The sequence below is a fragment of the Planococcus sp. SE5232 genome, from assembly GCF_050686535.1.
GTDB lineage: Bacteria > Bacillota > Bacilli > Bacillales_A > Planococcaceae > Planococcus.
In genome coordinates, this window is the sequence record NZ_JBOGCP010000010.1 from 13,514 (window position 1) to 35,501 (window position 21,988).

At 35.2% G+C, this 21,988-nt stretch carries 21 protein-coding genes and 2 pseudogenes; 7 read left to right on the plus strand and 16 right to left on the minus strand.

The window, feature by feature from the left end; genetic code table 11:
* Window positions 1-74 precede the first annotated feature (74 nt).
* The 5 genes and pseudogenes from ACRC6Q_RS18945 to ACRC6Q_RS18965 form a co-directional block, all read right to left on the minus strand.
* Entirely contained in the window at window positions 75-725 is a 651-nt protein-coding gene (locus ACRC6Q_RS18945) for a PBECR4 domain-containing protein (RefSeq protein WP_431467228.1), read from the minus strand.
* Between the two features lie 298 nt (window positions 726-1,023).
* Window positions 1,024-2,112: a UvrD-helicase domain-containing protein gene (locus ACRC6Q_RS18950; RefSeq protein WP_431467229.1), complete on the minus strand. Its 1,089-nt coding sequence runs from the start codon at window positions 2,110-2,112 to the stop codon at window positions 1,024-1,026.
* On the minus strand, window positions 2,102-3,703 hold the full coding sequence (locus tag ACRC6Q_RS18955) for an ATP-dependent nuclease (RefSeq protein ID WP_431467230.1): 1,602 nt from the start codon (window positions 3,701-3,703) through the stop codon (window positions 2,102-2,104). The genes ACRC6Q_RS18950 and ACRC6Q_RS18955 overlap by 11 nt, the downstream gene beginning before the upstream one ends.
* Window positions 3,704-3,960: 257 nt before the next feature.
* The gene (locus ACRC6Q_RS18960; protein ID WP_431467231.1) at window positions 3,961-4,437 is read right to left on the minus strand and encodes a hypothetical protein; all 477 of its coding nucleotides are present in this window, start codon (window positions 4,435-4,437) and stop codon (window positions 3,961-3,963) included.
* Between the two features lie 2 nt (window positions 4,438-4,439).
* Window positions 4,440-4,571 (minus strand): annotated as a pseudogene (locus ACRC6Q_RS18965) (toxin C-terminal domain-containing protein); the annotation flags it as partial.
* Window positions 4,572-4,677: 106 nt separating this feature from the next.
* Between ACRC6Q_RS18965 and ACRC6Q_RS18970 the strand changes: the two are divergent.
* From ACRC6Q_RS18970 to ACRC6Q_RS18995, 6 genes and pseudogenes are all read left to right on the plus strand, one after another.
* Window positions 4,678-5,802 carry an IS4 family transposase gene (locus tag ACRC6Q_RS18970; RefSeq protein WP_431467232.1) on the plus strand — a complete coding sequence of 375 codons (1,125 nt, stop codon included), beginning with the start codon at window positions 4,678-4,680 and terminating at the stop codon, window positions 5,800-5,802.
* A 171-nt stretch (window positions 5,803-5,973) separates the two neighbouring features.
* Entirely contained in the window at window positions 5,974-6,315 is a 342-nt protein-coding gene (locus ACRC6Q_RS18975; protein ID WP_431467233.1) for a type II toxin-antitoxin system RelE/ParE family toxin, read from the plus strand.
* Window positions 6,316-6,648: 333 nt separating this feature from the next.
* Entirely contained in the window at window positions 6,649-7,011 is a 363-nt protein-coding gene (locus ACRC6Q_RS18980) for a helix-turn-helix domain-containing protein (RefSeq protein WP_431467234.1), read from the plus strand.
* A gap of 184 nt (window positions 7,012-7,195) precedes the next feature.
* Window positions 7,196-7,300, plus strand: a pseudogene (locus tag ACRC6Q_RS18985) (YjzC family protein); the annotation flags it as partial.
* Between the two features lie 282 nt (window positions 7,301-7,582).
* Window positions 7,583-7,858 (plus strand): helix-turn-helix domain-containing protein, encoded by a 276-nt coding sequence (locus tag ACRC6Q_RS18990; RefSeq protein ID WP_431467235.1) that lies wholly within the window; start codon window positions 7,583-7,585, stop codon window positions 7,856-7,858.
* Between the two features lie 16 nt (window positions 7,859-7,874).
* Window positions 7,875-8,477, plus strand: a complete 603-nt coding sequence (locus ACRC6Q_RS18995; RefSeq protein WP_431467236.1) for a recombinase family protein — start codon at window positions 7,875-7,877, stop codon at window positions 8,475-8,477.
* A 105-nt stretch (window positions 8,478-8,582) separates the two neighbouring features.
* On the opposite strand, the gene ACRC6Q_RS19000 is transcribed toward ACRC6Q_RS18995, so the two are convergent.
* The 10 genes from ACRC6Q_RS19000 to ACRC6Q_RS19045 all read right to left on the minus strand — a co-directional run bounded on the left by ACRC6Q_RS19000 (window position 8,583) and on the right by ACRC6Q_RS19045 (window position 20,295).
* Complete coding sequence (locus ACRC6Q_RS19000; RefSeq protein WP_431467237.1) at window positions 8,583-9,326, minus strand: hypothetical protein; 744 nt, start codon at window positions 9,324-9,326, stop codon at window positions 8,583-8,585.
* A gap of 183 nt (window positions 9,327-9,509) precedes the next feature.
* Window positions 9,510-11,123 carry a hypothetical protein gene (locus tag ACRC6Q_RS19005; protein ID WP_431467238.1) on the minus strand — a complete coding sequence of 538 codons (1,614 nt, stop codon included), beginning with the start codon at window positions 11,121-11,123 and terminating at the stop codon, window positions 9,510-9,512.
* Window positions 11,124-11,151: 28 nt separating this feature from the next.
* Window positions 11,152-13,494, minus strand: coding sequence for a VirD4-like conjugal transfer protein, CD1115 family (locus tag ACRC6Q_RS19010; protein ID WP_431467239.1), 2,343 nt, complete (start codon window positions 13,492-13,494; stop codon window positions 11,152-11,154).
* Between the two features lie 16 nt (window positions 13,495-13,510).
* Window positions 13,511-14,695 (minus strand): conjugal transfer protein TrbL family protein, encoded by a 1,185-nt coding sequence (locus ACRC6Q_RS19015; protein WP_431467240.1) that lies wholly within the window; start codon window positions 14,693-14,695, stop codon window positions 13,511-13,513.
* A gap of 255 nt (window positions 14,696-14,950) precedes the next feature.
* The gene (locus ACRC6Q_RS19020; RefSeq protein WP_431467241.1) at window positions 14,951-15,337 is read right to left on the minus strand and encodes a hypothetical protein; all 387 of its coding nucleotides are present in this window, start codon (window positions 15,335-15,337) and stop codon (window positions 14,951-14,953) included.
* An 11-nt stretch (window positions 15,338-15,348) separates the two neighbouring features.
* The gene (locus ACRC6Q_RS19025; protein WP_431467242.1) at window positions 15,349-15,897 is read right to left on the minus strand and encodes a hypothetical protein; all 549 of its coding nucleotides are present in this window, start codon (window positions 15,895-15,897) and stop codon (window positions 15,349-15,351) included.
* Between the two features lie 15 nt (window positions 15,898-15,912).
* Window positions 15,913-17,007, minus strand: coding sequence for a lysozyme family protein (locus ACRC6Q_RS19030; RefSeq protein WP_431467243.1), 1,095 nt, complete (start codon window positions 17,005-17,007; stop codon window positions 15,913-15,915).
* Between the two features lie 5 nt (window positions 17,008-17,012).
* Window positions 17,013-18,920: a VirB4 family type IV secretion system protein gene (locus ACRC6Q_RS19035; RefSeq protein WP_431467244.1), complete on the minus strand. Its 1,908-nt coding sequence runs from the start codon at window positions 18,918-18,920 to the stop codon at window positions 17,013-17,015.
* 23 nt (window positions 18,921-18,943) lie between these two features.
* Window positions 18,944-19,993, minus strand: coding sequence for a hypothetical protein (locus tag ACRC6Q_RS19040; RefSeq protein ID WP_431467245.1), 1,050 nt, complete (start codon window positions 19,991-19,993; stop codon window positions 18,944-18,946).
* 74 nt (window positions 19,994-20,067) lie between these two features.
* Entirely contained in the window at window positions 20,068-20,295 is a 228-nt protein-coding gene (locus ACRC6Q_RS19045) for a hypothetical protein (protein WP_431467246.1), read from the minus strand.
* Window positions 20,296-20,440: 145 nt separating this feature from the next.
* Between ACRC6Q_RS19045 and ACRC6Q_RS19050 the strand changes: the two genes are divergently transcribed.
* Entirely contained in the window at window positions 20,441-20,638 is a 198-nt protein-coding gene (locus ACRC6Q_RS19050) for a hypothetical protein (protein ID WP_431467247.1), read from the plus strand.
* 75 nt (window positions 20,639-20,713) lie between these two features.
* On the opposite strand, the gene ACRC6Q_RS19055 is transcribed toward ACRC6Q_RS19050, so the two are convergent.
* Window positions 20,714-21,775: a replication initiator protein A gene (locus ACRC6Q_RS19055; RefSeq protein ID WP_431467248.1), complete on the minus strand. Its 1,062-nt coding sequence runs from the start codon at window positions 21,773-21,775 to the stop codon at window positions 20,714-20,716.
* Window positions 21,776-21,988 lie beyond the last annotated feature (213 nt).

The window sequence follows — 21,988 nt, forward strand, 5'->3', positions numbered from 1 at the left end:
CAAAAAAGAACGGCACTAAAGTTAACGAATAACTTCAGTGTCGTTCTTTTTTTGTTCTAGTACTTGTTATTTTTCTAAGATTCTATCTCTGGTGAGGATGGCGGAGTATAATTTTTATGTACATATAATTCTTCTGAAATCTCTCCGTTTTCCTTCTTTCTATACAAAAGTGTTAGTCTGGTTTGAGTTTTTTCATAATCATTATTCAATCTAGGAAAGAAAGAGATGGGGATATAGTCGTTTGACAACTTGTCTTTTTTCAAAAATAAATTCAAGTAATATTCTTTGGAGTCTTGTCTTATCTTTAATCGTAATAAATAATCAGCATCTATTTTACTGTATGCTTTTTTCTTCAAAAAAATGAAGCTTGCTTCTCCAACGTCAATTCCTTCATCAAAAATAGGCTTAATTAGAGGGAAAAACTTAATCCTATTTTCAATAGAATGCTCAAACTGACCATGTATATAAAGACTACTTTTTTCAATTTCGCTTAGCTTGATTTCGCCATTTTGTATCCCAGCAACAATCTTCGCCTTACTTTTTCCTCTGTATATTGAATCGGCTATATCAGTTAACTTATCTAAACCAATAAGATGAGGAAAATGTTCATCCGAAGCTGAGATAGTTATTACTTGTTGTTCTCGTTTTTTGTTACCGAAAATAAACGTGAATTTGTATTTTGATAAATCATTAAACAAAGCTGTAGCTTCTTGAAGAATATCCACGAACTCACCTCAACCAATTCAAAGATTATAAAAGTAAACAAAAAAGGAGCTGCAAAACAGCTCCTTTTCGTTTGATATTTTCTTTCGAGCAAACTTTTGAATTTGCTCTAGTCATCTTGAGGCGAATATCAAAAACCCTTTCGAGGACTCCTCTAACCACCGCCAGATGACCCAGCCATTAGAATCAACATCCAATGCACACTCGAGTTGTACATTTAACCAATTTCTTTACCTACTCAAATTATAACTGATAACGGCATAAAAATCAAACAGAAAAGATTAAGCTATTCTATACTCATTAATCAAGGGCGTAACTTTCAATATACTCATTCTTTATTTTCTTTTCATCGCTTACAAAGCACACACTATATCGAGCTCTAGTTAAAGCAACATAATATGGTGCTTTCGATTTTAGATGTGGTTCTAATTCTCCTGTTTTCAAAAATTTATTTAAAGGACCATTACATAAAATAAGAACTCGATTAAACGTAAGGCCTTTCGACTTTCTAAAATTTAATGGCAGACTTTCTCCTTTAAATTTCGTCTTTCTATCATACCGTAAAATTTGAGGATTATATTTTGATATATAGCTCTCAACATCTTGGCTGGTTATGTGAAATAATCCATCATGTCCAGTTATCTCTTGATTCAAAGATTTTGTTTTAGGCATTTCCGGATAGAATAAATCCGCTAAATCACAAATTTCCTGGTTGCTTCTATAGCAATTTGTTTTATAACTAATTTTACAAAACCCTTTATCTTCCCATGCTTTAAACAGATTAAAGATATGCTCGCCTTTTTTATTCTTATTTTTTGCTGCTTGATTGGTGAAAAATACTGCCTGTCGATTATCTCCCACTACCACTACTTCAATTTTCGACTTAAATAGTTCAAATAGAAAGTCTAGATCATGGCCAGCTAAATCTTGGACTTCATCAATCATAATTACATCATATAAGCTCTCTAATCTTTTAATAATCGCATGATGAGAAAGTTTGTTAACCTCCATGATGAAATCACACATTTTATCTGTATAAATGTATTTTCCAGCCCTAAAATAGTATTTTTCAATTTGGTTCTTTCTTACATAGTTTGTGGACCGACCAGTGACAAACTCGATATTTTCGATCCTATTTTTATCGTACAAAAAATTTTGATAAGGTCGTACACCTTCATTTAATAGAAATGAAAACCAAGTCTGAATTTTTACGTTGGAAGGAGCATATCCGGAATCCTCAAAAAACTTCCTTTTTATTTCTTCAGAGTTTTCGATAGTAAATGTGGTAATTAAAATTCTTTTATTCAATATTTTATTTGCTTTAGTGATTAGCTCACTTGTTTTTCCAGAACCGGCAGCAGCAATGACGACTTCATTATTATATTGCATTTGCTATATACTCCGGTATTTGAAGAATTTCTTCACTATCAAATAATAGCATCGCACATTCGCTCTTCTTACTTGGACTGGTCATGTATTTTATTAGCTCTTTTTCAGTGGAATAGGTAGTTTCTAAAATTCCATTCAAAAAATCCACCCCATTTGCCTTAATGAGTTGCGGTTCCAAAGTTGAGTAATTTTCATCTTTACCATAACAAATGCGGATTCTTGGATGATTTATGTATTTCTCTCCATACTTCTTATTTATGTTCTTTTCAATATCCCCATCATTATCTGTAATGACCGTCACAAATTTCGATAATTTGTCAGCAATCTCCAGATAACGCTTAAAAGAAAGGCCTCTTATTGTAATTACATCAATTCCATCTTCAATTGGAAGCACTCCATACTTTTGTAAATATGCTTTTTGAACAATTAATTCATCTGAGGGCCCTTCCACTAAAATAGCCTTTTCACTTAAGATGAGCCGAAGAGTATCATAACCTGGAAGCTTTTTAAAATAGTTATAAGTGTCTTCATCTAAGTCTTTTAGAGTCATTGTCTTTCCTTCGTTCAGAAAAATGACATGATCTAAACCAAGTTTATTCAAAACATACGTGCTATGGGTAGTAATTAATAATTGTTTCCCCACACATTTCTCAGAGATCTGCTTTACCAATTTACTCATATTTGCATATGATAAATGCGTCTCAGGCTCCTCTATTAGAATGACGTGTACATCTTCTAAGTTTGTTTCTAAGGATAGTTTTAATTTAATGGAATTTTGTTCGCCTTTTCCGATTAAATCAAAAGGTATCTCATCTAAATATGCCGTTAAATGACTCTCCCATCCACTCTTTTGAGAAACATCTAATGATATGCTTAAGCCTTTATCAGATATTTGTCCGGTCTTACTCGATAGGCTTCTATTGATATCCTGGATAGCATTTATACTAGAGAAACTTTCTTTTAAATCTCTGTAATTCACGTTTAGTGCTACTTTTTCTTTTAAATCTAATGTATTACCAATAATATTGGAAATGTATCTTTCCGTGCCATTCCAAGCTTTCCCTTCAGTAGCATCTATCAGCAGACACTTAATGGGATTGCTGCGTAGCGTCAATGGAGAAAAAGCAAACGAATACCATTTCACCGCGTAATATTCGATAGGAACGTTGTTAATTTCATCCGGATTTCTGATGTATTCTTTGTATTCATCCGCAAACTCTTCATCCAATTCTATAGATAGACTAATCCCCCAAGCATCTTCTTTTAATGAGTTGTTTGTTCCTTTCAAGCTTGCAACTGTTTCGTTTTCTTGAAAGTATACTTCTATTAGAATTTTAGGAGGTTCACTAGTCGTTTTATTCCGAAGAAGATCAAGATAATTATTAACAGTATTCCTATTAAAAATAAAAGGAGATATTTCATTATGTATGCTTCTTTTGTTCAAACTCGCAGTAAGAGCTAAATTTATCGCTTCAAGTATTGTTGATTTTCCTTGCTCGTTATCCCCTACAAGAATATTAATGTCCTTATCAACATTTAGAGATAAAGACTCTATCGATTTGAAGTTTTTAATGATTACTTTTTCAATCATTTTGAAAGTTCCCCCTTTTCTTAATAACCGTTATTATTTACTTTAAGTATAGATGGATTAAAAATATGCCATAACTGGTATTTACAAACTACTCTGATTTTAACATAAATATCCATTATTTCTTCAGTTCTTCAAATATAACTCTTCATGAAATCTATCCCTTTATGATTTAATAATTTAAAAAGAGATTTTGCTATAAAAACCCATAAAAAAAGAAGGAGAATTTTATCTCCTTCTTCTTTCCTTAAAAACCATCGTTAAAGATAAGGAGAAATCATTTCTTCAACATATAATCCTTTAATATGACTAATTTTATTAATTACTTCAGGGGTTAAAGCTTCTCCAACAAAATACATATAATAATCGTAACCAAAATGAACTTCAAACAAATCATTTGCTCGGAGTATACACCAAAGTTCCCCTCTTAAAACCATTCGTGCGACTACGTCGATATCAGAAAAACTTACATGTTCTCCTTCTTTTATGGTTAACTCTGATCTGTGGGAAGAAAGTTCAAGGTCTTTAATTTGCATAGATTCTAAATTGACATCCTTCATTACTATCTTAATAGCCGCTATATACTTATCTTCAGTTTCTAAATATTCTTCATAAGTAAAAATTTTACCTTCGTACATTTTTCCGATATTAAATATACTAATCCATTCTTCTTTAACGTAAACCCCTTTCTCATTTCTATATTGTGGATTGTACTTTGTTACTCTATAAGATTTCATATTCAATCTCCGATCCAATTTAAGTTTTCATCATAAGTACCGGAACGAGTATTGTCATTTCTTAAGTTTGCTGGAGAGTCGGCTCCCTTCCACACACCGCCAACATGCCCATCTCTATCTTTAGTTATATACTGCTTCACGCGTGTTGATTAGCCAGAATCATCCAAACCCATACAAAAAGAGACACCTTTCTTGTAGACTGTAAGTGCGAACCAACAACTACAGGAAGAGGTGTCCCTTATGAAACAGAATACCATGTTCCCGAATTTGATTCAAAAGTTTATTACAGCGGAAGATGTGGCTTTACTCACGGAATTGATCGGCTACGAAGATACTGCCCGCAAGCTCACCGTCGGCAAGCTGATTGAATACCTGGTCACCGCAGCGGCGTCCGAATGGAAGGGGTACCGCCATTGCGGAGATGTCGGAACTTCCGCAGGGTTGGTGGACATTGACCACTCGACGCTTTCCAAAAAGATGAAGAACCTGGATTACGGGCTCATGAAAAAAGCCTTCGCCCTGGTTGTCGATAAATGCAACCGGGCCACCCGGCGCGCGCTCAAGATTCCCAAACGGCTTCTGCTGGTGGATTCTACCACCCTGACCGTCGGGAAGAACCGGCTCCCGTGGGCGCTTTACCACGGCGAACGTTCCGGCATCAAGCTTCATGTCAGCTACACACCCGAAACTTGTATGCCGCTCGACGTGGTGGAAACCACCGGCTTGGTGCACGATGGACCGGTCGGCGAAGGATTAGCCGACCAACGGTTTATTCTGGTGCAGGACCGGGCGTATTTCAACATCAAGCGCATCGACCAATTTGTAGCGGATAAACAGGATTTCGTTATTCGAATGAAAGAAAATATCGAGTTGTCGACCGTTCGGTCGCTCCAGCGTCTGCCGGAAGACGGAACCAACATCACCCGAGATTTTACTTGCCGGATCGGGACGCCTCAATCGCGCTCGAAGAAACGCCACCGCGTTGTCTTCTTCACCGACCACGAAGGACAGGAGATCCGGGTCGTCACAAGCCTGCGCCATGTTTCGGCTGAAGCCATCGCGGCGATGTACAAAGCGCGCTGGGGCATTGAATCGTTTTTCCGCTGGATCAAACAAAACTTGAATGTGCCGAAGTTATTCGGCCAAACGCCGAATGCCGTCTATAATCAACTGTTTGCGGCATTGATCGCTTATGTGCTCGTGCAATGGCTCTATCAAAAGACGAAACCCGCCATCCGAAAGCCGTCCTTATCGCTCGTGGCTTTTCAGCGCACGCTGTTGAGCGGCACTTTGCCCCTGATTTGGCTGGACGCCTTGACGACGTTTCTGTACGAGCATTTTGCGCGCAGCAGGAGTGGTCTGTAATTTATTGGTTAATCAACACGCCTGTTAAAAGATATACGCAACTAGAAATTAAAATACAATTTCTTGCCTTTATATATTTTACAATATATAATTAAGCAAATTGATATCTTTGAAAGTATCATTTTGAACAATTGAATATCATTAAAAAATCAACCAGAGAGGGAAATGATTATGAAAGTAATAATCGATAATCATGGATCTCGCAATTGCCAGGCCTGGATTGATGATATGGAAAGAACAGATCGTATCGCTTACAAGAAGTTGAAAAATGATCTCGTTTACTTAGAAATGTTTGGTGAACATATGCTAAAAGGCGGAAAGAAGCCTCAGAATATCAAACCTTTAACTAATGCGGATGGACTTTGGCAAATCCGGATTGATGATCACAGGGTGCTGTTCTTCTATTATGAAAAAAACATCATAGTAGTGACAAATGGCTTTACGAAAAAAAGGGCAACAACTCCAGATGGGGAAATCAAGAAAGCCAAATCAATCAAAAATTCGTATCTTTAATTTTATATCATGGCCTGGCGTGCGATGATTCTAAACATTGATTGAAGTATTCCATTACATTAAAAAATGGAGTACTTCAATAATCGATGATTACTAATAATCAGATTGACACCTCAATACTATAATTCCATCGTTAATTTGATTGACGAACACACTCAATGAACCATTAATTAATTATGTTAGGAGGAATATTGAAATGATTAGTGAGAATTTACTAAAGCTTATACACTCACAAAAGAATCTTTAATTTTACTTTTATAACTATACTTATTAATAAATTATAGTTTTTATGATTCTTAACTTTATGAAATATGAACCTTAGGAGAGAATATTATGTATACGTTAAAGCAAATGCACAGAAAGGAAGCTGCACAAAACATTGATCGCTTTATAATAGAGACTTTAGTTTCAAAAATAAGAGCATACCGTATCTTTTTTAACATATCTCAACGTGAACTTTCTAGAAAATCAGGAGTAACCCAAAATATTATTTCTCGCATGGAAAGTGGTATTGCAGTACCACAATTACAAACATTAATTAAGTTGTTAGATGCATTAGAATTAGATATAGAGATTAATGTAAAACCTAGAGAAAAAGAGGAAGATTTTTTAGAGTCTATAAATCAAGATAAGCTAAAAGATATGCGCCAAAAAACTCTGGAAGTAATTAATAATAATTTTCAAGAAATGAAGTAAGCGATTCTGAAGTGTTTGTTCCATCATCTCTTTTATTTTTAGTCTGAGAATACTATTTTAATCTTAGCAAATTAGAATTTTCGTTTTAATTTAGTTATCTTCATAATAGGAGGAGAATAGAATGAGCGAATTGATCAAACCTGGTACTGACAATAAACCGCCAGGCACATAAACAGAAGTCGGTCTCCGTGGAGGTCAAGTATCTAATCTCCGAGAAGTAAAGATTGATAAAGGAGATTGTCTGCCGCCGACTCGGAAACCGGGTCGAAAGTGGGTAAAAACTAAATAAAAACGCTTATGATTCGATTTTTCTAAAGTAAAAAAAACGCCTTTACAGTATTGAGCTGTAAGGGCGTCTTCTAGTTGATTAGTAAAGCTACACTGATTTAAGTTTTAATAATCCTCTATTTAAGAAAAGCTAATGAAATTACAAGTGAATAAACTTATTTAAACCACAAGTGGTTTTTAGACCGTAGTCTAAAAAAACAATAGCTTTTATAGTATACTAAAGAGAATTTACTGTTCATTTTAAGTTGGTCATTAATTGTTTTAATAGAAAGGGGAAAATCATATGAATTTGCGCGCAGCTGTAATCAAAAGAATTGATAATCTGTTATTTGAAAAAGGGTGGAAAACGAGCGAACTAATCAGAAGATCGGGCGTCCATCAAACCACTTTGTCAGAGCTAAGACAGGGTAGAACTAAAAACCCTCAACTTGATACGCTTGATAAAATCGCCATAGGATTTGGACTGACCCTATCGGAATTCTTTAAAGATGAAGTTTTCGAAAAAGAAAGACCAAAACAGAATGAAAAACTAGAATACAAATTTTTAGAAATAAAATAAAAAAGCTGGTGATTAGATGTTAGTTGGTTATGTGAGAGTCAGCACTAAAAAACAAAACGCCCAGAGACAGATTAATAGTTTAGAAAAGTACGGGTGCGAAGAAATTTTTATTGATCATGAATCTGGTAAAGATTTTAATCGAAAAGAATATATAAGAATGAAAAAATTTCTAAGAAAAAAAGATGTATTGGTCTTTGGAGAGTTAGATCGTTTAGGGAGAAATAAACAGGAGATTGATAGAGAGTGGCAAGAGTTGATAGATAAAGGAGTTGATATTGTCGTCTTAGATGTTCCGATACTTGATACACGCAAATATCAGGACGGACTTGAAAAGCTTATTATGGGCCTCACAAGAGACATATTTTCCTACCTTGCCGAGAAGGAACGAGAGAATATTTTGGAACGTCAAAAGCAAGGAATTGAAATAGCCAAAAGAGAAGGTAAATTCAAAGGCAGACCTGTGAAATACAGTGCAAATGCTATTGGTAAGGACAAAGTTATTTATGAAAAAATCGTTGAACTTCTTAAAGAAAAGAAAAGTATTCAAGATATTTCTAAGGACATAGGCGTTTCTCGAAATACAGTATATAAGATAAAGAAACAGATTTCCCAAAAATAAAAACCACAAGTGGTCTATCATTAGAAAGACCACTTGTGGTTTTTAAACTTATGCAATTTTAATTTTATAACGGTATCTTAGGAAAGAACAAGGTTATTCACTAAATCAATTTAAATTATCTATTACGACTCCTGCAACTAAGGAAACTAAAAAAGGAAGTATCACATATTTTATAGACCATATCAGAATTTTTAATGGTAGTTTATCTTTTTTAACTTTCTCTTTTTCTGCCGTTTTTTCTTTCAACATAATTTGATGTTTTCGGAAAAGCTTGTTTCTTATTTTCGGGTTAGATATTACTCCAGATAAAACTAGAAGCGTAGCCGCAATTATTATTAAATTAGGTTCTTTAAATCCAAAGCCTATTCCACCTAAAATACCTGCCGTCACTCCAACATATATAAAAAGTTTCTCACTAATCCAAGTATTATATTTCCCGGAATTTGATTCACGTCTCTTAAAGAAATCTTCTAATAAAAACACTTTACTTTTAAGCCAAAGAATATCATCACTTATTACTTCCGCATAGGCAGTATTTTTAGTGAATGCTAATTCTATTCTTTTTTTCAAACCATTTTTTCCAAACTCTAATTTTTCTATTATTAATAAATTTACTTCAATTTTCTCATGGTCGCTTTTTAATTCACTCATACTCTTAATCCTAAAAGAAGCTTCTTTTCCCTCTTTTAGATAATTAATTGTGATTTTAAAAATACTGTTATTCTGCAACGACTCTCCGTAATCAGTATTAATGTCCCCACTTTTTAATAACTCTTCTAACTGAATTAAATCTTTCTTATCCAGCAGTACACCGTTTTTAATTATAATACGATCAGTGAAGTTTTCCATTTTCTTTGCCCCCTTGTATATAACAAGTATATATGTGAAAAAACTAAAAAGTAAAAAGTGTTTTCAAACCACATGTGGTTTTATAATAACACAAAAAAAGAGCCACCCGAAGGTGACTCCTTTTCCTACCCCCTAAGGGTGATAACTTGTTCATTTTATCATAGCAGCCATTGCGAGAAAAGATTAATTCTCTTTAATTGATTCCTCAATTTCAGTTATTTTCGCTTTTATTTGTTCGGAGTCTTTTGTTAAAGCATCAACGGTTTTCTTTAATTCCCCTTTTTTCTTTTTATCTTTTTCGGCATCAAATTTCTTTTTCGCTTCTTCTACTTCCAAATCTTTAGCTTTCTTTTCTTCGGCCAGATCCCGCATTTGCATGTAACTTGCTAGATATCTATCAGAGAACTTCATGAGATTATCATAGCTTGCTTCGTCCTCTTTTTTCGCATCAATCAATGTCCCAAGAGATTCACTTTGATTTGTTAAAACAAAGGCTTCAACGACTTTCTTTGCCCGTCTTTCATTAAAGCGAATATCGCTATTTTCAATCATGATTTGATACTGATTTTGCATTGACGCTATATCAAAGGCTAGAACTTCATTTTCTTCAATTGACCCAGCCAACTCTTCTAATTCTTCTAATCCATTTTCTTGAGCTACCAGATAATCACCCACAGCATACGAACTTTCTCGATCAGTAGCAACGGCTTTCGAATATTTCGCTTGTTCGATGTACCAGTCAATCAATATTGCCTTATCCTTTTTAGCTAAATTCTCATAGCCTACGCTATCCAGCGTTGCATAAGCAACTTCTTTATCAGCTTCATCTTTAGAAATATAAAGCCGATATGCTTCAGTTACTTTTTCTTTCATTTTCACTTCTTCTTCCACTTCCTGAAGTTGGTTCGCTTTTGCTGAACCGCCTTCAATATCGGTCAAGAAATAAATTAGTCCAACTAGTGCTAGGACACCTATAGTGGTAAACATTCCTTTAGGCGAAGTCATTTTGTCCATAAAGGATTCTTTAGAAGTTTCCTTTGCTTGGGTTCGATCAAAATTAGTATTCAGGTTTTCTTTCAGCGTTTCTTCAGGAGTTTTTACCACAGGTGCTTTCTTAAATCGACCAGCAAAACGATTTAACTTACTGTCCTCTTGCTTTTTCTTTTTGTCGGCCTCTAATTGCGATTCTCTGTACTCGATTTCTCTAATCATCGAGGAAATAACACGAGAAACCTCTTCAATTGAAGAAGTTTTTAAAATATCTTCAGCAAACTGAAACACTTCTTCTTCTTTGATGATGAAATCACTTCTTTTAGGCTTCCCCAAAATTGCATGATGTTTGGTCAATGCTAAGAGAATTAATTCTTTCAATCCCTCAAATGCCGAATCTTTTTTGTAAACAATAAATCCATCAAATTCAAAAAGGATAGCTTTCACTTTTTTCTCTGTTAAATCTACGACAAAGTTATTTCGTTCCCACAGAACATTTACATTTTCATTTGCAATATCAACCATCGTTTCCATGTAGTACAGTACATCTTTAAATTTGAATCTATGAAGATGGTGGAAATCCATACACCCTTCTAAATCATACGCCAATTGTACTCTGTCTCGAATTGAACTGATATGATTGGCATAAACGAAAGTATCTGCATGATTTAACTCTTTTGCCTTCAGACGGTAATTTTCCTCTAAAATCTCAATTTCTTCTGTTCCTAATTTTATCAACGGCATTGTGAACAAGGCTTCGTTTTTGCTAAATTCAATCTCACCAAATCTGTTTAGTTTTCTTAACATTTGTTATCACCCTTTGAGAAAGATTTTATTACATTTTAAGAAGCTTTAGTAAATCTTCAGGAGTATCTTCAGTATCATCTTTTTTATCATTCTTTTTTGGTTCTGGTACTTCTTCTGATTCTTCTTCTATATCGAAAGATAAAAGATTAGAGAATTTATCTTCCACTTCCTCTTTTTCTTCCATATCATCGAGTTGATCGGCATGGTCTTTGGCGGGTTCGTCGACGCTGCTGCTTTCTGCAGAAGCATCAACTTCAGCAGAATCGTTACTGTCTTCTGTTTTTTCTTCTGGATCTTCATCACTGAACGCTTCAGCTAACTTGTCATGTTCATCAACTGAAATAGGTGTGCCATATTCTATGACGCTGCCACTTTCAGTGAGAGCATCATTTTCGTCGAATGATTCTTGAAATTGCGAAGCTATGTTTTCATATTGCTCAACTTCAATCATTTTTTCTGCTGCTGCTGTTGCTAAATCTGTAGATTTTGAAATTTCTTCAGCTTCATTCATTTCTTCTGGTTCTATGTCATTAACAAGGCTTTCAATCGTTCCCTTTTTTCTATTTCGATACTGTTTAAATAAATTAACGGAATCATCATTAGAAAAGCCATATACATCATCAACAGGTTTTTCTTTAAAGCCGAGCGATTGACGTATTTTCAAGTAATTCGGTTCTCTATTTTTGTCGGCCAACAAATCAGGATAAAGCTTGTATTGCCATGCTTTATCAATTTTTATCGGATCGTGACCACTTAAAAGCAAATAAGCTTTTTCATCGTCCATTCCCATTAAATCAGTGGAAGGGAGCAAATCAATTTGTTCATATTGTTTACTGGTGTTTGTGGTTTTCCCTGATTTTGAATGAGAAGAACTTACACTTTTATAGCTAATTGTCGTTTTACCGAACCATTGAGACCAATATTTCGCGGCATCATTTTCGCCAACTTTTAAAATCAATTTAGCCGAATGGTTAGCAAGAATGGCTTTTGTCACTTCTTTTCCATACAAAATTCGTTGTTCTAACTGAGATACATCTTGAACAATTGTGTGCATATAAATCCGATAGCCACGACATAAAGCTAAAGTCTCTTGGTAGCTGTCTATCTTCCCGATATTCGGAAATTCATCTAACAGAAAATGTACAGGAGTTTTCAATCGTCCTAATGGATCTTGATCGCCTATTTCAAAGAATCGTTCAATCATTTGAGAGAAAAACACGCTAGTTAGTGATTTGTATGGGTTTGAAGGTGCTGATATTTTTACATAAACCACACTTTTTTCCTTTGGAAAATCATCAAAAGTAAAATCACTAGTCAAAGTCATTTTTTTTACTCGATTTAATTGGAAAATACTAATCGCACTTTGAAAACTGGAAGTAACGGAAGAACGTGTATTTTCTGAAGTCAAATCAGCTAAAACACTAACTAGTAACTGTTTCGCCGGTTGTTCATCGGACATATTGTATAGCCATTTCTCACACTTAGAAGCGTCAGCTACATTCTTTGTATATACATCAATCAAGGTGGCCATATTCGCTTGATCGTCAGGGTATTCGGTTTTAACAAAGCTGATTAGTCCAGCTAAAAGTTTTTGAGCTCTCTCAGTAAAGAAATCTTCTTTTCCATCGCCCACGCTATTCATAGAAATAATTTTACTTACCTTTTGTGCGTCTTCATCATTCTTCACATAATCCAATGGATTATATCTTGCAAACTCAAAATTTCTAAAATCAACTAGATAAACTTTATATCCCTGGTCTCTTTTTAATTGAGATGTTAAAGCGTAGTTTTCACCCTTAGGGTCAACAACTATCATGCTTTCACTTCTGTTATTTATTAAGTTGGGAAGTACATATGCCTGACCTTTACCAGCACCAGATGAACCGTTCACGAAAACATTTTTCGTTGCTAAGTTCGATTTATCATGAAGAATCAATGGGTTTTTCGTACCTTCAGCAACACCTAGAATAATCCCTTCAGGCAGTGCCAGTGATTTATTCAAATCACCATACTTTCCCTTTACCGCTAAAACCTTACCATTCATGAGATTTAATGGGTTCCCCCATTTAGCCGAACCTTTGACGCCGAACTTTGAAGCATCATCATATTTGAGATTGAATATACTCTCTCTCAAAAGATACAAAGCACCGCCAATCAAAAGGAAAGGGAGAAACGGCACAATCACCTTCAAGTTTTCATCTGCCATAATACCTTCGTAGACGTTCAAAGGTTGCAACACTGCACCCATCAAGTCGATTTCTTCAAGAGCGATAAATTTATAGAGATAAGCCAATAGGACGTAAGCCAGAACTAACGCCCCTATGATGGCAACAATTGAAATCTTTAGCCAACCCTTTTTAAATTTCGCCATTCCGTTTCACCTCACATCATTTTCTCATGGACATATAACGTGTAACTGATTTCGTTCCACTGATAACACCTTTACCACTTCCTGAACTGTTACCGAATTCTTTCAGCAATGCCGGAATACTTATACCGACCACCAAAAACGCGAGGGCAGCGATTTTTTCAAAGAATTGGTCTGTAATGCTTGCCCCTTCTGTCATAAAGTCGATTCTCGAAGCAAAACTCAAACAAAGAACGACCGTCAGACCTTGTAAGGCAAGAGTTAAAAACCTTGAAATAATTGTCTTCAGCCAGAGGTTAAACATGTTGTAATCGTCATTTACCATCGTTGTAATAGCTACTGGACCGACTACATAAAATAGCGACACCATCGCAAAAGAATAAATCATTTGGAAGAACAGGACAGCGATTAGAACAGCTAATAGCAAAATCATAATGACAAACATTGTGCCATTTGGAGTCAGGAGCATATTTAACATAACGTCACTTGTCACTTCTTCAGAATTGGTCAAGTAATTATAAATTCCGTAGTTCACTCGATACTGGATATTTAAAATCATTTGGAAAAAGAAATCGTAGCCGAATAGCAAGATGCTAGCGATAGAGATTTTGATAACTTTTTCACTTAACACATTTCCTGTATCCGAATGATTGGTCATTCTGAAGGCGTATGTTTTTATAATCTGAAAAGCAACAAATACAGCCAAAAGAGAAACAGTAAATGTATTGAACGCATCTTTGAATTTATTAAGTGTGGTATCATTCAAGATTTTTTCAGGTTCAATTGCCAGTTTAGAAATGGGAGCAAGAAAGGCGTTCACGACAGAAGAACCTGTCACATATCCAAAATTGACAATGTGACACATGACATCGAATTTTCCACACTCGAAATTTCCTTTTTGATAGTTGTATCGTTTTATCAGTTCTCGATATACTTCACCGCCAGGAACTTCTTGAGCCCATCTATCAAATTCAGTTCTATAAGCGTCATAAAAATCGCCTGCTTTATCTCCTATTTCTTTGACTCCATGCGTATTTAACTCTTTAGTATCACCTGATATTTCGTCTCTTAGTTCATCGCCCGTCTTTTGAAATTCAACGTCTCCCCGGTTTAAGCTGTCGGCCATCGAGTTAAGAGGGAATGATAGAAAGACAAACATCATTGCTAGTGAAATTATCTTCATTCTTTTCCTAGAAAATTTCATTTGTTATCACCCCTGTTTATTCCGATCAAGTAAATATCAAAATGAAGGGAATTAAGATTATTACCATTGCAATCAGAACGTAGACAGTGAAAAGGGAAAACTTATATTTCTCGATTTCATCAATTCCCATTTCTCGATTGTACTTTCGCTGAAACAACACTTTCTTTTTATCTATCTTGTTTGAGAAAAGAACAGTCTTTAAACTACCTTCTATCCGATTGATCGTGTTGAATAGCTGATTTAGTTTCATGCTAATCATTCCACCTTTTCAAATTTACAAATTAATCCTTCTGAAACGTTTTCGTTATGCATAGTTAAAATTTCTTTGTCATCAATTTGAATCGTGTAGCGTCTTAAATCTTCATAACCACCATCAACTATTAAATAACCACTCTCTCGATCAGTTTCTTCTATCCCATAATTCGTGAAACCTAATACTCCTTCGATTGTTCCATTTTCATTAATCCTTACTCCGTTCTCTATATCAGGGTCACAACCGTCCATTTCTGGAACTACAGACCATTCGCCAATAACTCTCTCTTCTAAATTATCTTCAAATCCCCCTGTTGCGGAATATGCTGTAAAACCAATAATTAAGATACATGCTAGTACGATTGCCACACCAATTTTTTTCCTACTCATTTTCAACACTCCTATTCATTTGCTTTTTCTTCGAATTTTCTTACACGCCACACATCATTGCTTCCTTTAATCAAGGTAACTTCAGTAATAACGTTGCTCAAAACCTCTTCTTCTTTATACATATAACTTACAGTTGCTTGTACTAATGCTTTGTATTCATCATTCATTACATAATGACCGTATATTTCTACATCACTTACTTTTCGGTCAACACTAGTTTCTCCTGAAAAACTGGACGCTTCAGGTGGTAACTTATCGCCAAAGAGTTGTTGAGCAACGGGATCTGTTATTGATTCGTTAATTGCATCGTAGAGAGCTTTAGTATCAGATATTTCGTAGATACTTTCGACAAACCATTGAATATCTTCGTCAAACGTATTTTCTTCTGAAACTTCGTTTTCGATAGACAGCATTTCATTTTCTGATTCCAGTGAACTTACTTTTGTGTTGAGTTCGACTATTTCCTCTTGATAGGAAGCACTTTTGTTGTAACCAACAAAGAGTGCTGCCATCAATAAAATTGCGACTATACCTAAAACCCAAGTCATTTTGTTCTTCATTTTCTCACCACCATATTAGATTCCTAATAACGAACGAGGATTGACTGTTGATTGTTGTGATTCATTTGTCTGAACTTCAAAATGCAAGTGAGGGTTAGTTGATTTTCCTGTATTTCCACAAATGCCGATTACATCGCCAGCATTTACGCTACCACCTGCACTAACTGCCATTGAACTTAAATGAGAGTAACGAGTGTAAAGATTATCAGCGTGTTTGATAAACACCATTTGCCCCCAACCGCCAGCCCAATCAGCCCGTTCAACCGTACCGTCTTGGCTTGCTTGAATCTTGGTGACACCACCGACACAGCCAAAATCAATTCCGGCGTGTAGTCTCCATACTTTATCGACAGGGTGAAATCTGTCACCGTATTCCGATGTAACTATTGCCGGAGAAAGTGGCATTCCCAATTGACCTTTAAATTCAATCGGTCCACCTTCAGCATTTGGAAGAAAAGCTAAGATGGCAGGTACATATAAAATATCTCCATAACATGCCCCACTGTCTTTTGCTTCTGGTCTATGACATTTGTAAATGCCAGGGTTCGGAACTTTCTTCATCATCATTTTAGAAAATTCGATGGCTATTTCAGGAGACCATTTATTGTCATGGTTTTCTTGCGTCCATGTAGCGAATCCATTCCCAAAGTTATAGGACTGAATCGCAACTTCCATATTGTCTTTAGACATTTTCACCGTTTCTTTAAAGTGAATGACAGCCTGATCTATACTTTCCAAAGGGTCTTTGATACAACCAACTGACCCACATTTACTTTCTGAGGATTGAAAAATATCTCCGTTCGTGCCTGCAACATCACCATTAGATTCTTGCTTTAAAATCGCGAGCATTACGTATAAATACTTTTTATCTAATTCGTGCTTTTCCATCGCTTCAGTAATATCAGATTCCCAAAGTAATACACTTTCAGGTAACTGTTTGCCCTTTCCACCAATCGGCCCACTGCCTGTCTCTTCATCTGAAGAAAACACAGCTGCTATGATGACGATGATTAAAAGGACGACCAAACCAACTAAACCCACAGTAGAAAATAGAAGCTTTGTGACCAGTGACTTAGCAACCGTTGATAAAATGCCTTTGACATTCTCCATACGGCTTAAATCCCTTTATTTTCTATCGCACTGTAGTTTTTGTTTATCCATAGCTCATGTTCTAACTCAGTCAATTCGACTTTCATTTTCACTTTTCTACTACCGACAAACAAAAATCCTTTACCTGCCTTTGCGGAACGTTCGACTTCCTGAAACTCTAAGAAATCAATATCATCTTGTGAAAAGTCATAGTACATTTCATTATTAACGAACATGACTTCTTTTTTCTGCATGGGAAGAATTAATTGCTGGACCGACAACGAAATAACGGCTTCCCCATAATTTCGGTTTTGATCTTTCGCACTTAGAAAATCCTGAATCTGTTGAGTTGCTGAAGTGACACCGCAATTGAATGACCGAACCACTTTCATCATTTCATATAGATATTCCATTGCTACCGTAATTTTGGGGTCAGCTATGATATGGGCTTCATCAATATAAAGTTGCGTTGATTTTTTATCGCCATTCATGATTTCATCACGCAAAGATGAAAGAAGTAAGAAATAAAGTGGTTTCTGCAGGCGTTTATTGTTGTAAACCGAAAACAAATCATAGGCAATCAAATCACTCTTCACATCAACGTTTGTGTAGCCGTTAAAGATGTTTGAGTACGTTCCTAGTGCGTATGAGCGCAGGGTTTGATGGAAGTTCGCAAGGACGCCATAAAGCTCTGTATTCTCTGTTTTCTTCCGTTCCAACAAATCATATAAATTTTCCATAATCGGAAAATCGGTTTTTCCAAGTTCAGAAGTATCAGTATCAATATCGATGGAAACGCCATATCTTTTATCTTTATAAAGCTCTAATATCAATTCCGATAGAACGTCAGCTTCTAAATCAGTCATATCCGAATACATTAACTGGAACATGGTTATTAGGGTAGAAACTTTGTCATACAACGGTTTTGTTGCTCTAATGTGTCCGTCCTGTTCTTCAAAAGCATAATTCGGTAAATCAAATGGATTAATGATGGACCCTCCACCTTCAAGCGAGAACTTCACCCATTCCCCATTCAATTCCTTAAACGGTCTTCCAAATTCACCTTTCGGGTCAATCGCAATAATGCGACTTCCAAACGAATATTTACGCATCATATTTGAAAACATCGCTGTCGATTTTCCAGATCCCGTAGTACCGATATAGACAGCGTGTTTATTTAAATAGTTTTCATCATTTATCATCACGATATTATTAGTATCAATGTTTTTCCCTTGGATAATCCCGTAATCATCGAAAATTTCATTTTCGTGAAAAGGGAAAAAGAAACTTACAGCTTCACTGTTCATGGCACGATAAGATAAGTCATAAACTTTGTTTTTGACTAACGGCAGAAAACTGTCGAAAGCGTCTTTGCTTCTTGTAACCGGAAAAATTAATTTTCCAATCGGAGCAACCCTTGTCTTAACAAGAGTAGATACGGTTTCAAGTTCATCTGAACTTGAAGCAACGATATGGATTAAATACTGGAACATGAACATTCTTTCTTTTTGCCTCACCAATTGCCGGAGCAAGCTTCTTGCTGATTCAATTTGTGCCATCGCATCTTCTTTTACGGATTGAGATAATTTTTCAGATTCCAATTTGTTGCTGTTCTGCTTGATCGAGCGTGATAATTCCGAATGGACCTTTGAAGTATCGTAAACATTTAAGTATTGAACCACTGTTATTGTTTCGGATAATTCGGAGATACTTCGTATATCCTCTTGATTAATCAATGGCTCAAAATCAACACAGACAAGGGTTCTGGTGAAGTTGTTTCCTGAACGAATGTACGTTTCGCCAACTTCTATACTGTCTGGTGCTATTTGATTGGTTATCACATTGTCTTCTCTCAATGTGCCTTCAAAATCAAATTCATCTTCTTTTGGTTTTTTGTTACCTACTTTGAATTTCCGAACCAACTCTTTCAACATTGTTATCACCCTTTAAACAGAATTTAATTGATTTTAAATTCGTTCTCTTCCTGCCAACTTTTCTGCATTTCTTCAAATGTCTTTTGACCAACGGTAATCGGAGACTGGAAGGAAGACTTTCTCATTCCTTGTTTAATTTGTGCATTTTCGTAGTCAATTGAAGAGTAGATTAAGTCAAATAATTCCTCATTGTTTAATACATGAGCATTTAATTTATGTTTTTCACTCAACATATTTTCAATTCCTGAAACCATTGTTTCAGCTTTTGTACTTACTTTTTGCAGCGCTTTTTCTTTATTTCCACCGACTTTTTCAGAAATCATGATATATCGAGCTTTACTAACCATTTTTTTCGATTTCTGGATTTCGTTCGTTTTGTTGATATAACTTTCATTCAACATGCGCTTTACATAATTTTTTTCTTTATCAGCTTTTTCATGAACAAACTGTAAATAACTCTTTAAATTTATCGGTTTTGAGAATTGGTGCATTTGCAATGGGAAAGCGTCTAACGGATAGTCATTTAAAAACGCCTGGTATGCACTTAGCGTCTTGTTTCTGTCATTGTCGGACATTCCCGTCAAATTCACACTAGAGACTTCCACGACTTTCACAAGCGTGTTTTCAAGTGTCTCGAAACAATCGTTAGCTATATTGAATATGCCTAGTTGTGACCGAATATCATTTTGCACATCTTCAGTCCTTTCTTTCGTTAATTCATATAGTTTTTTACTTCGTGCAAATTTCACTCGCTGGTACATCGTATTGACCAGTGAAATATTCTTCCGATCGGGGTGCTTAATCCAAAGGACCGTTAAAGCAAGGACAGGAGGAGTGAATGCAAAAACAGCTGTGCTGCTGTTTAAATTTCCAGTATCGTTTAAAAAGTAAATAATGATGATGGAAACAATCAAAAAGGGGATTGTGTAAACAATGTCCATTAGCCGGAACGTTCCGATGAAGTAGCGTGAGGAATCAACGGCCATCGGGATTTCAAGCAAACCTTCTTGTCTTAACTTTTTCTTTTGATAAATATAATTTTCGCTAGGTTCCAAAATGTCACCGACTTTCATTTAAAAAATGACACCTTGCCGTTAAAGAATACTCAACGACAAAGTGCTTTGGACATTACCTAAGGAATGGAAGACTACATCAAGTTTGTTCTAAAGAATTCGATGATTGGTTTAACTAAGAAGAAGACGATTAAGCCAACAACAGAAATAATAAAACCACTTTGGAATTTACGCTTATTCTCTTCTCCACCCATCGCAGTCAAGACCGCCATCACAAGCATACCGATAGCAAAAATCGTCATTCCTAACTGTCTAAACTCAATAAAAATTGTATTTAAGAGATTATTTAACGAATCAAACATTTTATCAACTCCTTTCAAATCGTGTTTAACGTGTACTTAATAGATACCCTCAGGTATCATATGAGGGTATTATACACCACTCATATATGTGATACAATTAATCATACAAAAATGAGTATAAAATCTATTAGAAAGTGTGATTCCTTTGAAAAAAGATGATAACCCAGTAGAAAAGACACAGTTGAAAAGCATTCATTTAAAGCTCAATGAAGAATTGTTATCGGAAATTGATGATTTCACCGTAGATTATCATTTCTTAAATCGCACAGATGCCATGAGGTTTCTATTGTCGAGTGGATTGAAATCCCAATACAAAAAAGAAGAAAAAGGAAATAATAATTAAAAAAAGTATAATACAGGTAATTAAAGATAAAAAAGTAGAGTGCCTACGAGATAGGCAGCCTACTTTTTTTTTAGGTTAATTCCTATCTTGTAACCAATCATAAAATCTAACTTCCTCGTTTGGTACTTCTGATTCTTCTAGTTGTTCTAAATCAGAAGTTGGAAGATTTTGGGTAGGTCTGAAGTTGTCACAGAGTGTTTGATAAACACTTTTATAAATATAACCAGAGGGATTATCAACTTTTTTCTTGCTGTTTTCTATTTTTCTAACAGCTCTAATAAATGATTGTGCCATAATATTAGCCAATTGAGGAATATCTTCAAAGAGTAAATTGAAGGATAAATGTTTTTCTGCATTTTTCTTAGCAGTAATCATCGCTTTATAGTATTCGGTTCTTTGTTGTTCAGAATCGCAGAAAATATTTAAGACCTCGCTGATCTCCAAAGGTATCTTTGTGGTATTTTCACGATAAGCCTTTTCCATTAGTTCTTTTCTCTTTCTTTGTCTTTCAGCTTCATGACCCTTAGATTTTTCTGATAAATCTTCTTTGGTATCTTTAGTATCTTTAGTATCTAAATCTTTCAAAACCTTAGTATTACTAGACTCAGTATTATTAGGCTTCATTTTTTGAAGTTCCGGAACTTCAATTTTTGGAGCTTCATTTTTTAAAGTTCCTTGTGGCTCTAAGGTTGAACTATTTTCTATATTATTTTGATTAACTGTTCCGTCAGGTTCGGTTCTGTAATTTTCAAACTCATCAATCTTGTATATATCTTCAATTACAATTTCAGGATATAGTAAGTACATTTTGTTTGGACGGTTGAAGCCTTGTCTAAACTGTTCTATCAATCCTGCACTTACTAATTCTTTTTTTACTTTGACCAAAGTTGCTTCACTATTTATATTTAGTATTTTCATAAGGTCTTCGTTTTTAAAGATAAAATATACTCGTCCAGTATCAGTATCGAACCATTTGTTTTTTCTTGAAAGGGAAGAACGATCTCGCAGGATAGCCCAAGCAACTTTTGCGTTGTTTGACATATCTTTATATTTCTCACTTACAAAGAAAACTTGTGGTAACTGAAAAAACTTGTGTTGATATTCCTCATAAATCGTGACGTAATTATTATTTTCCATTAAAAAAACCTCCATTTGATTTCCCCTGTTGCAGACTTTAAGGAAATTCAAAGAAGGTTATAAGATAAGAAAACAGTCGGTTCCCTTGAATTCAAGAGACTACCATGATATTATCAGAGATATATATTCTTTGAAAAATCCCTCTGTTCCGATACTTAATTATTGACTGTCGCCAAACTAACCAATAATTAAGTAACTCAGGGGTTTTTTTCT

What these genes read in the sequence shown, in the direction of transcription:
- ACRC6Q_RS18960 (WP_431467231.1), bottom strand. Translation starts at nt 4,437, where the DNA reads ATGAAATCTTATAGAGTAACAAAGTACAATCCACAATATAGAAATGAG.
- ACRC6Q_RS19020 (WP_431467241.1), bottom strand. Translation starts at nt 15,337, where the DNA reads ATGAGTAGGAAAAAAATTGGTGTGGCAATCGTACTAGCATGTATCTTA.
- ACRC6Q_RS19005 (WP_431467238.1), bottom strand. Translation starts at nt 11,123, where the DNA reads ATGTTAAGAAAACTAAACAGATTTGGTGAGATTGAATTTAGCAAAAAC.
- ACRC6Q_RS19025 (WP_431467242.1), bottom strand. Translation starts at nt 15,897, where the DNA reads ATGAAGAACAAAATGACTTGGGTTTTAGGTATAGTCGCAATTTTATTG.
- ACRC6Q_RS19055 (WP_431467248.1), bottom strand. Translation starts at nt 21,775, where the DNA reads ATGGAAAATAATAATTACGTCACGATTTATGAGGAATATCAACACAAG.
- ACRC6Q_RS19015 (WP_431467240.1), bottom strand. Translation starts at nt 14,695, where the DNA reads ATGAAATTTTCTAGGAAAAGAATGAAGATAATTTCACTAGCAATGATG.
- ACRC6Q_RS18990 (WP_431467235.1), top strand. Translation starts at nt 7,583, where the DNA reads ATGAATTTGCGCGCAGCTGTAATCAAAAGAATTGATAATCTGTTATTT.
- ACRC6Q_RS19000 (WP_431467237.1), bottom strand. Translation starts at nt 9,326, where the DNA reads ATGGAAAACTTCACTGATCGTATTATAATTAAAAACGGTGTACTGCTG.
- ACRC6Q_RS18980 (WP_431467234.1), top strand. Translation starts at nt 6,649, where the DNA reads ATGTATACGTTAAAGCAAATGCACAGAAAGGAAGCTGCACAAAACATT.
- ACRC6Q_RS19010 (WP_431467239.1), bottom strand. Translation starts at nt 13,494, where the DNA reads ATGGCGAAATTTAAAAAGGGTTGGCTAAAGATTTCAATTGTTGCCATC.
- ACRC6Q_RS19035 (WP_431467244.1), bottom strand. Translation starts at nt 18,920, where the DNA reads ATGTTGAAAGAGTTGGTTCGGAAATTCAAAGTAGGTAACAAAAAACCA.
- ACRC6Q_RS18950 (WP_431467229.1), bottom strand. Translation starts at nt 2,112, where the DNA reads ATGCAATATAATAATGAAGTCGTCATTGCTGCTGCCGGTTCTGGAAAA.
- ACRC6Q_RS19030 (WP_431467243.1), bottom strand. Translation starts at nt 17,007, where the DNA reads ATGGAGAATGTCAAAGGCATTTTATCAACGGTTGCTAAGTCACTGGTC.
- ACRC6Q_RS19045 (WP_431467246.1), bottom strand. Translation starts at nt 20,295, where the DNA reads ATGTTTGATTCGTTAAATAATCTCTTAAATACAATTTTTATTGAGTTT.
- ACRC6Q_RS18970 (WP_431467232.1), top strand. Translation starts at nt 4,678, where the DNA reads ATGAAACAGAATACCATGTTCCCGAATTTGATTCAAAAGTTTATTACA.
- ACRC6Q_RS18975 (WP_431467233.1), top strand. Translation starts at nt 5,974, where the DNA reads ATGAAAGTAATAATCGATAATCATGGATCTCGCAATTGCCAGGCCTGG.
- ACRC6Q_RS19040 (WP_431467245.1), bottom strand. Translation starts at nt 19,993, where the DNA reads ATGAAAGTCGGTGACATTTTGGAACCTAGCGAAAATTATATTTATCAA.
- ACRC6Q_RS18955 (WP_431467230.1), bottom strand. Translation starts at nt 3,703, where the DNA reads ATGATTGAAAAAGTAATCATTAAAAACTTCAAATCGATAGAGTCTTTA.
- ACRC6Q_RS18995 (WP_431467236.1), top strand. Translation starts at nt 7,875, where the DNA reads ATGTTAGTTGGTTATGTGAGAGTCAGCACTAAAAAACAAAACGCCCAG.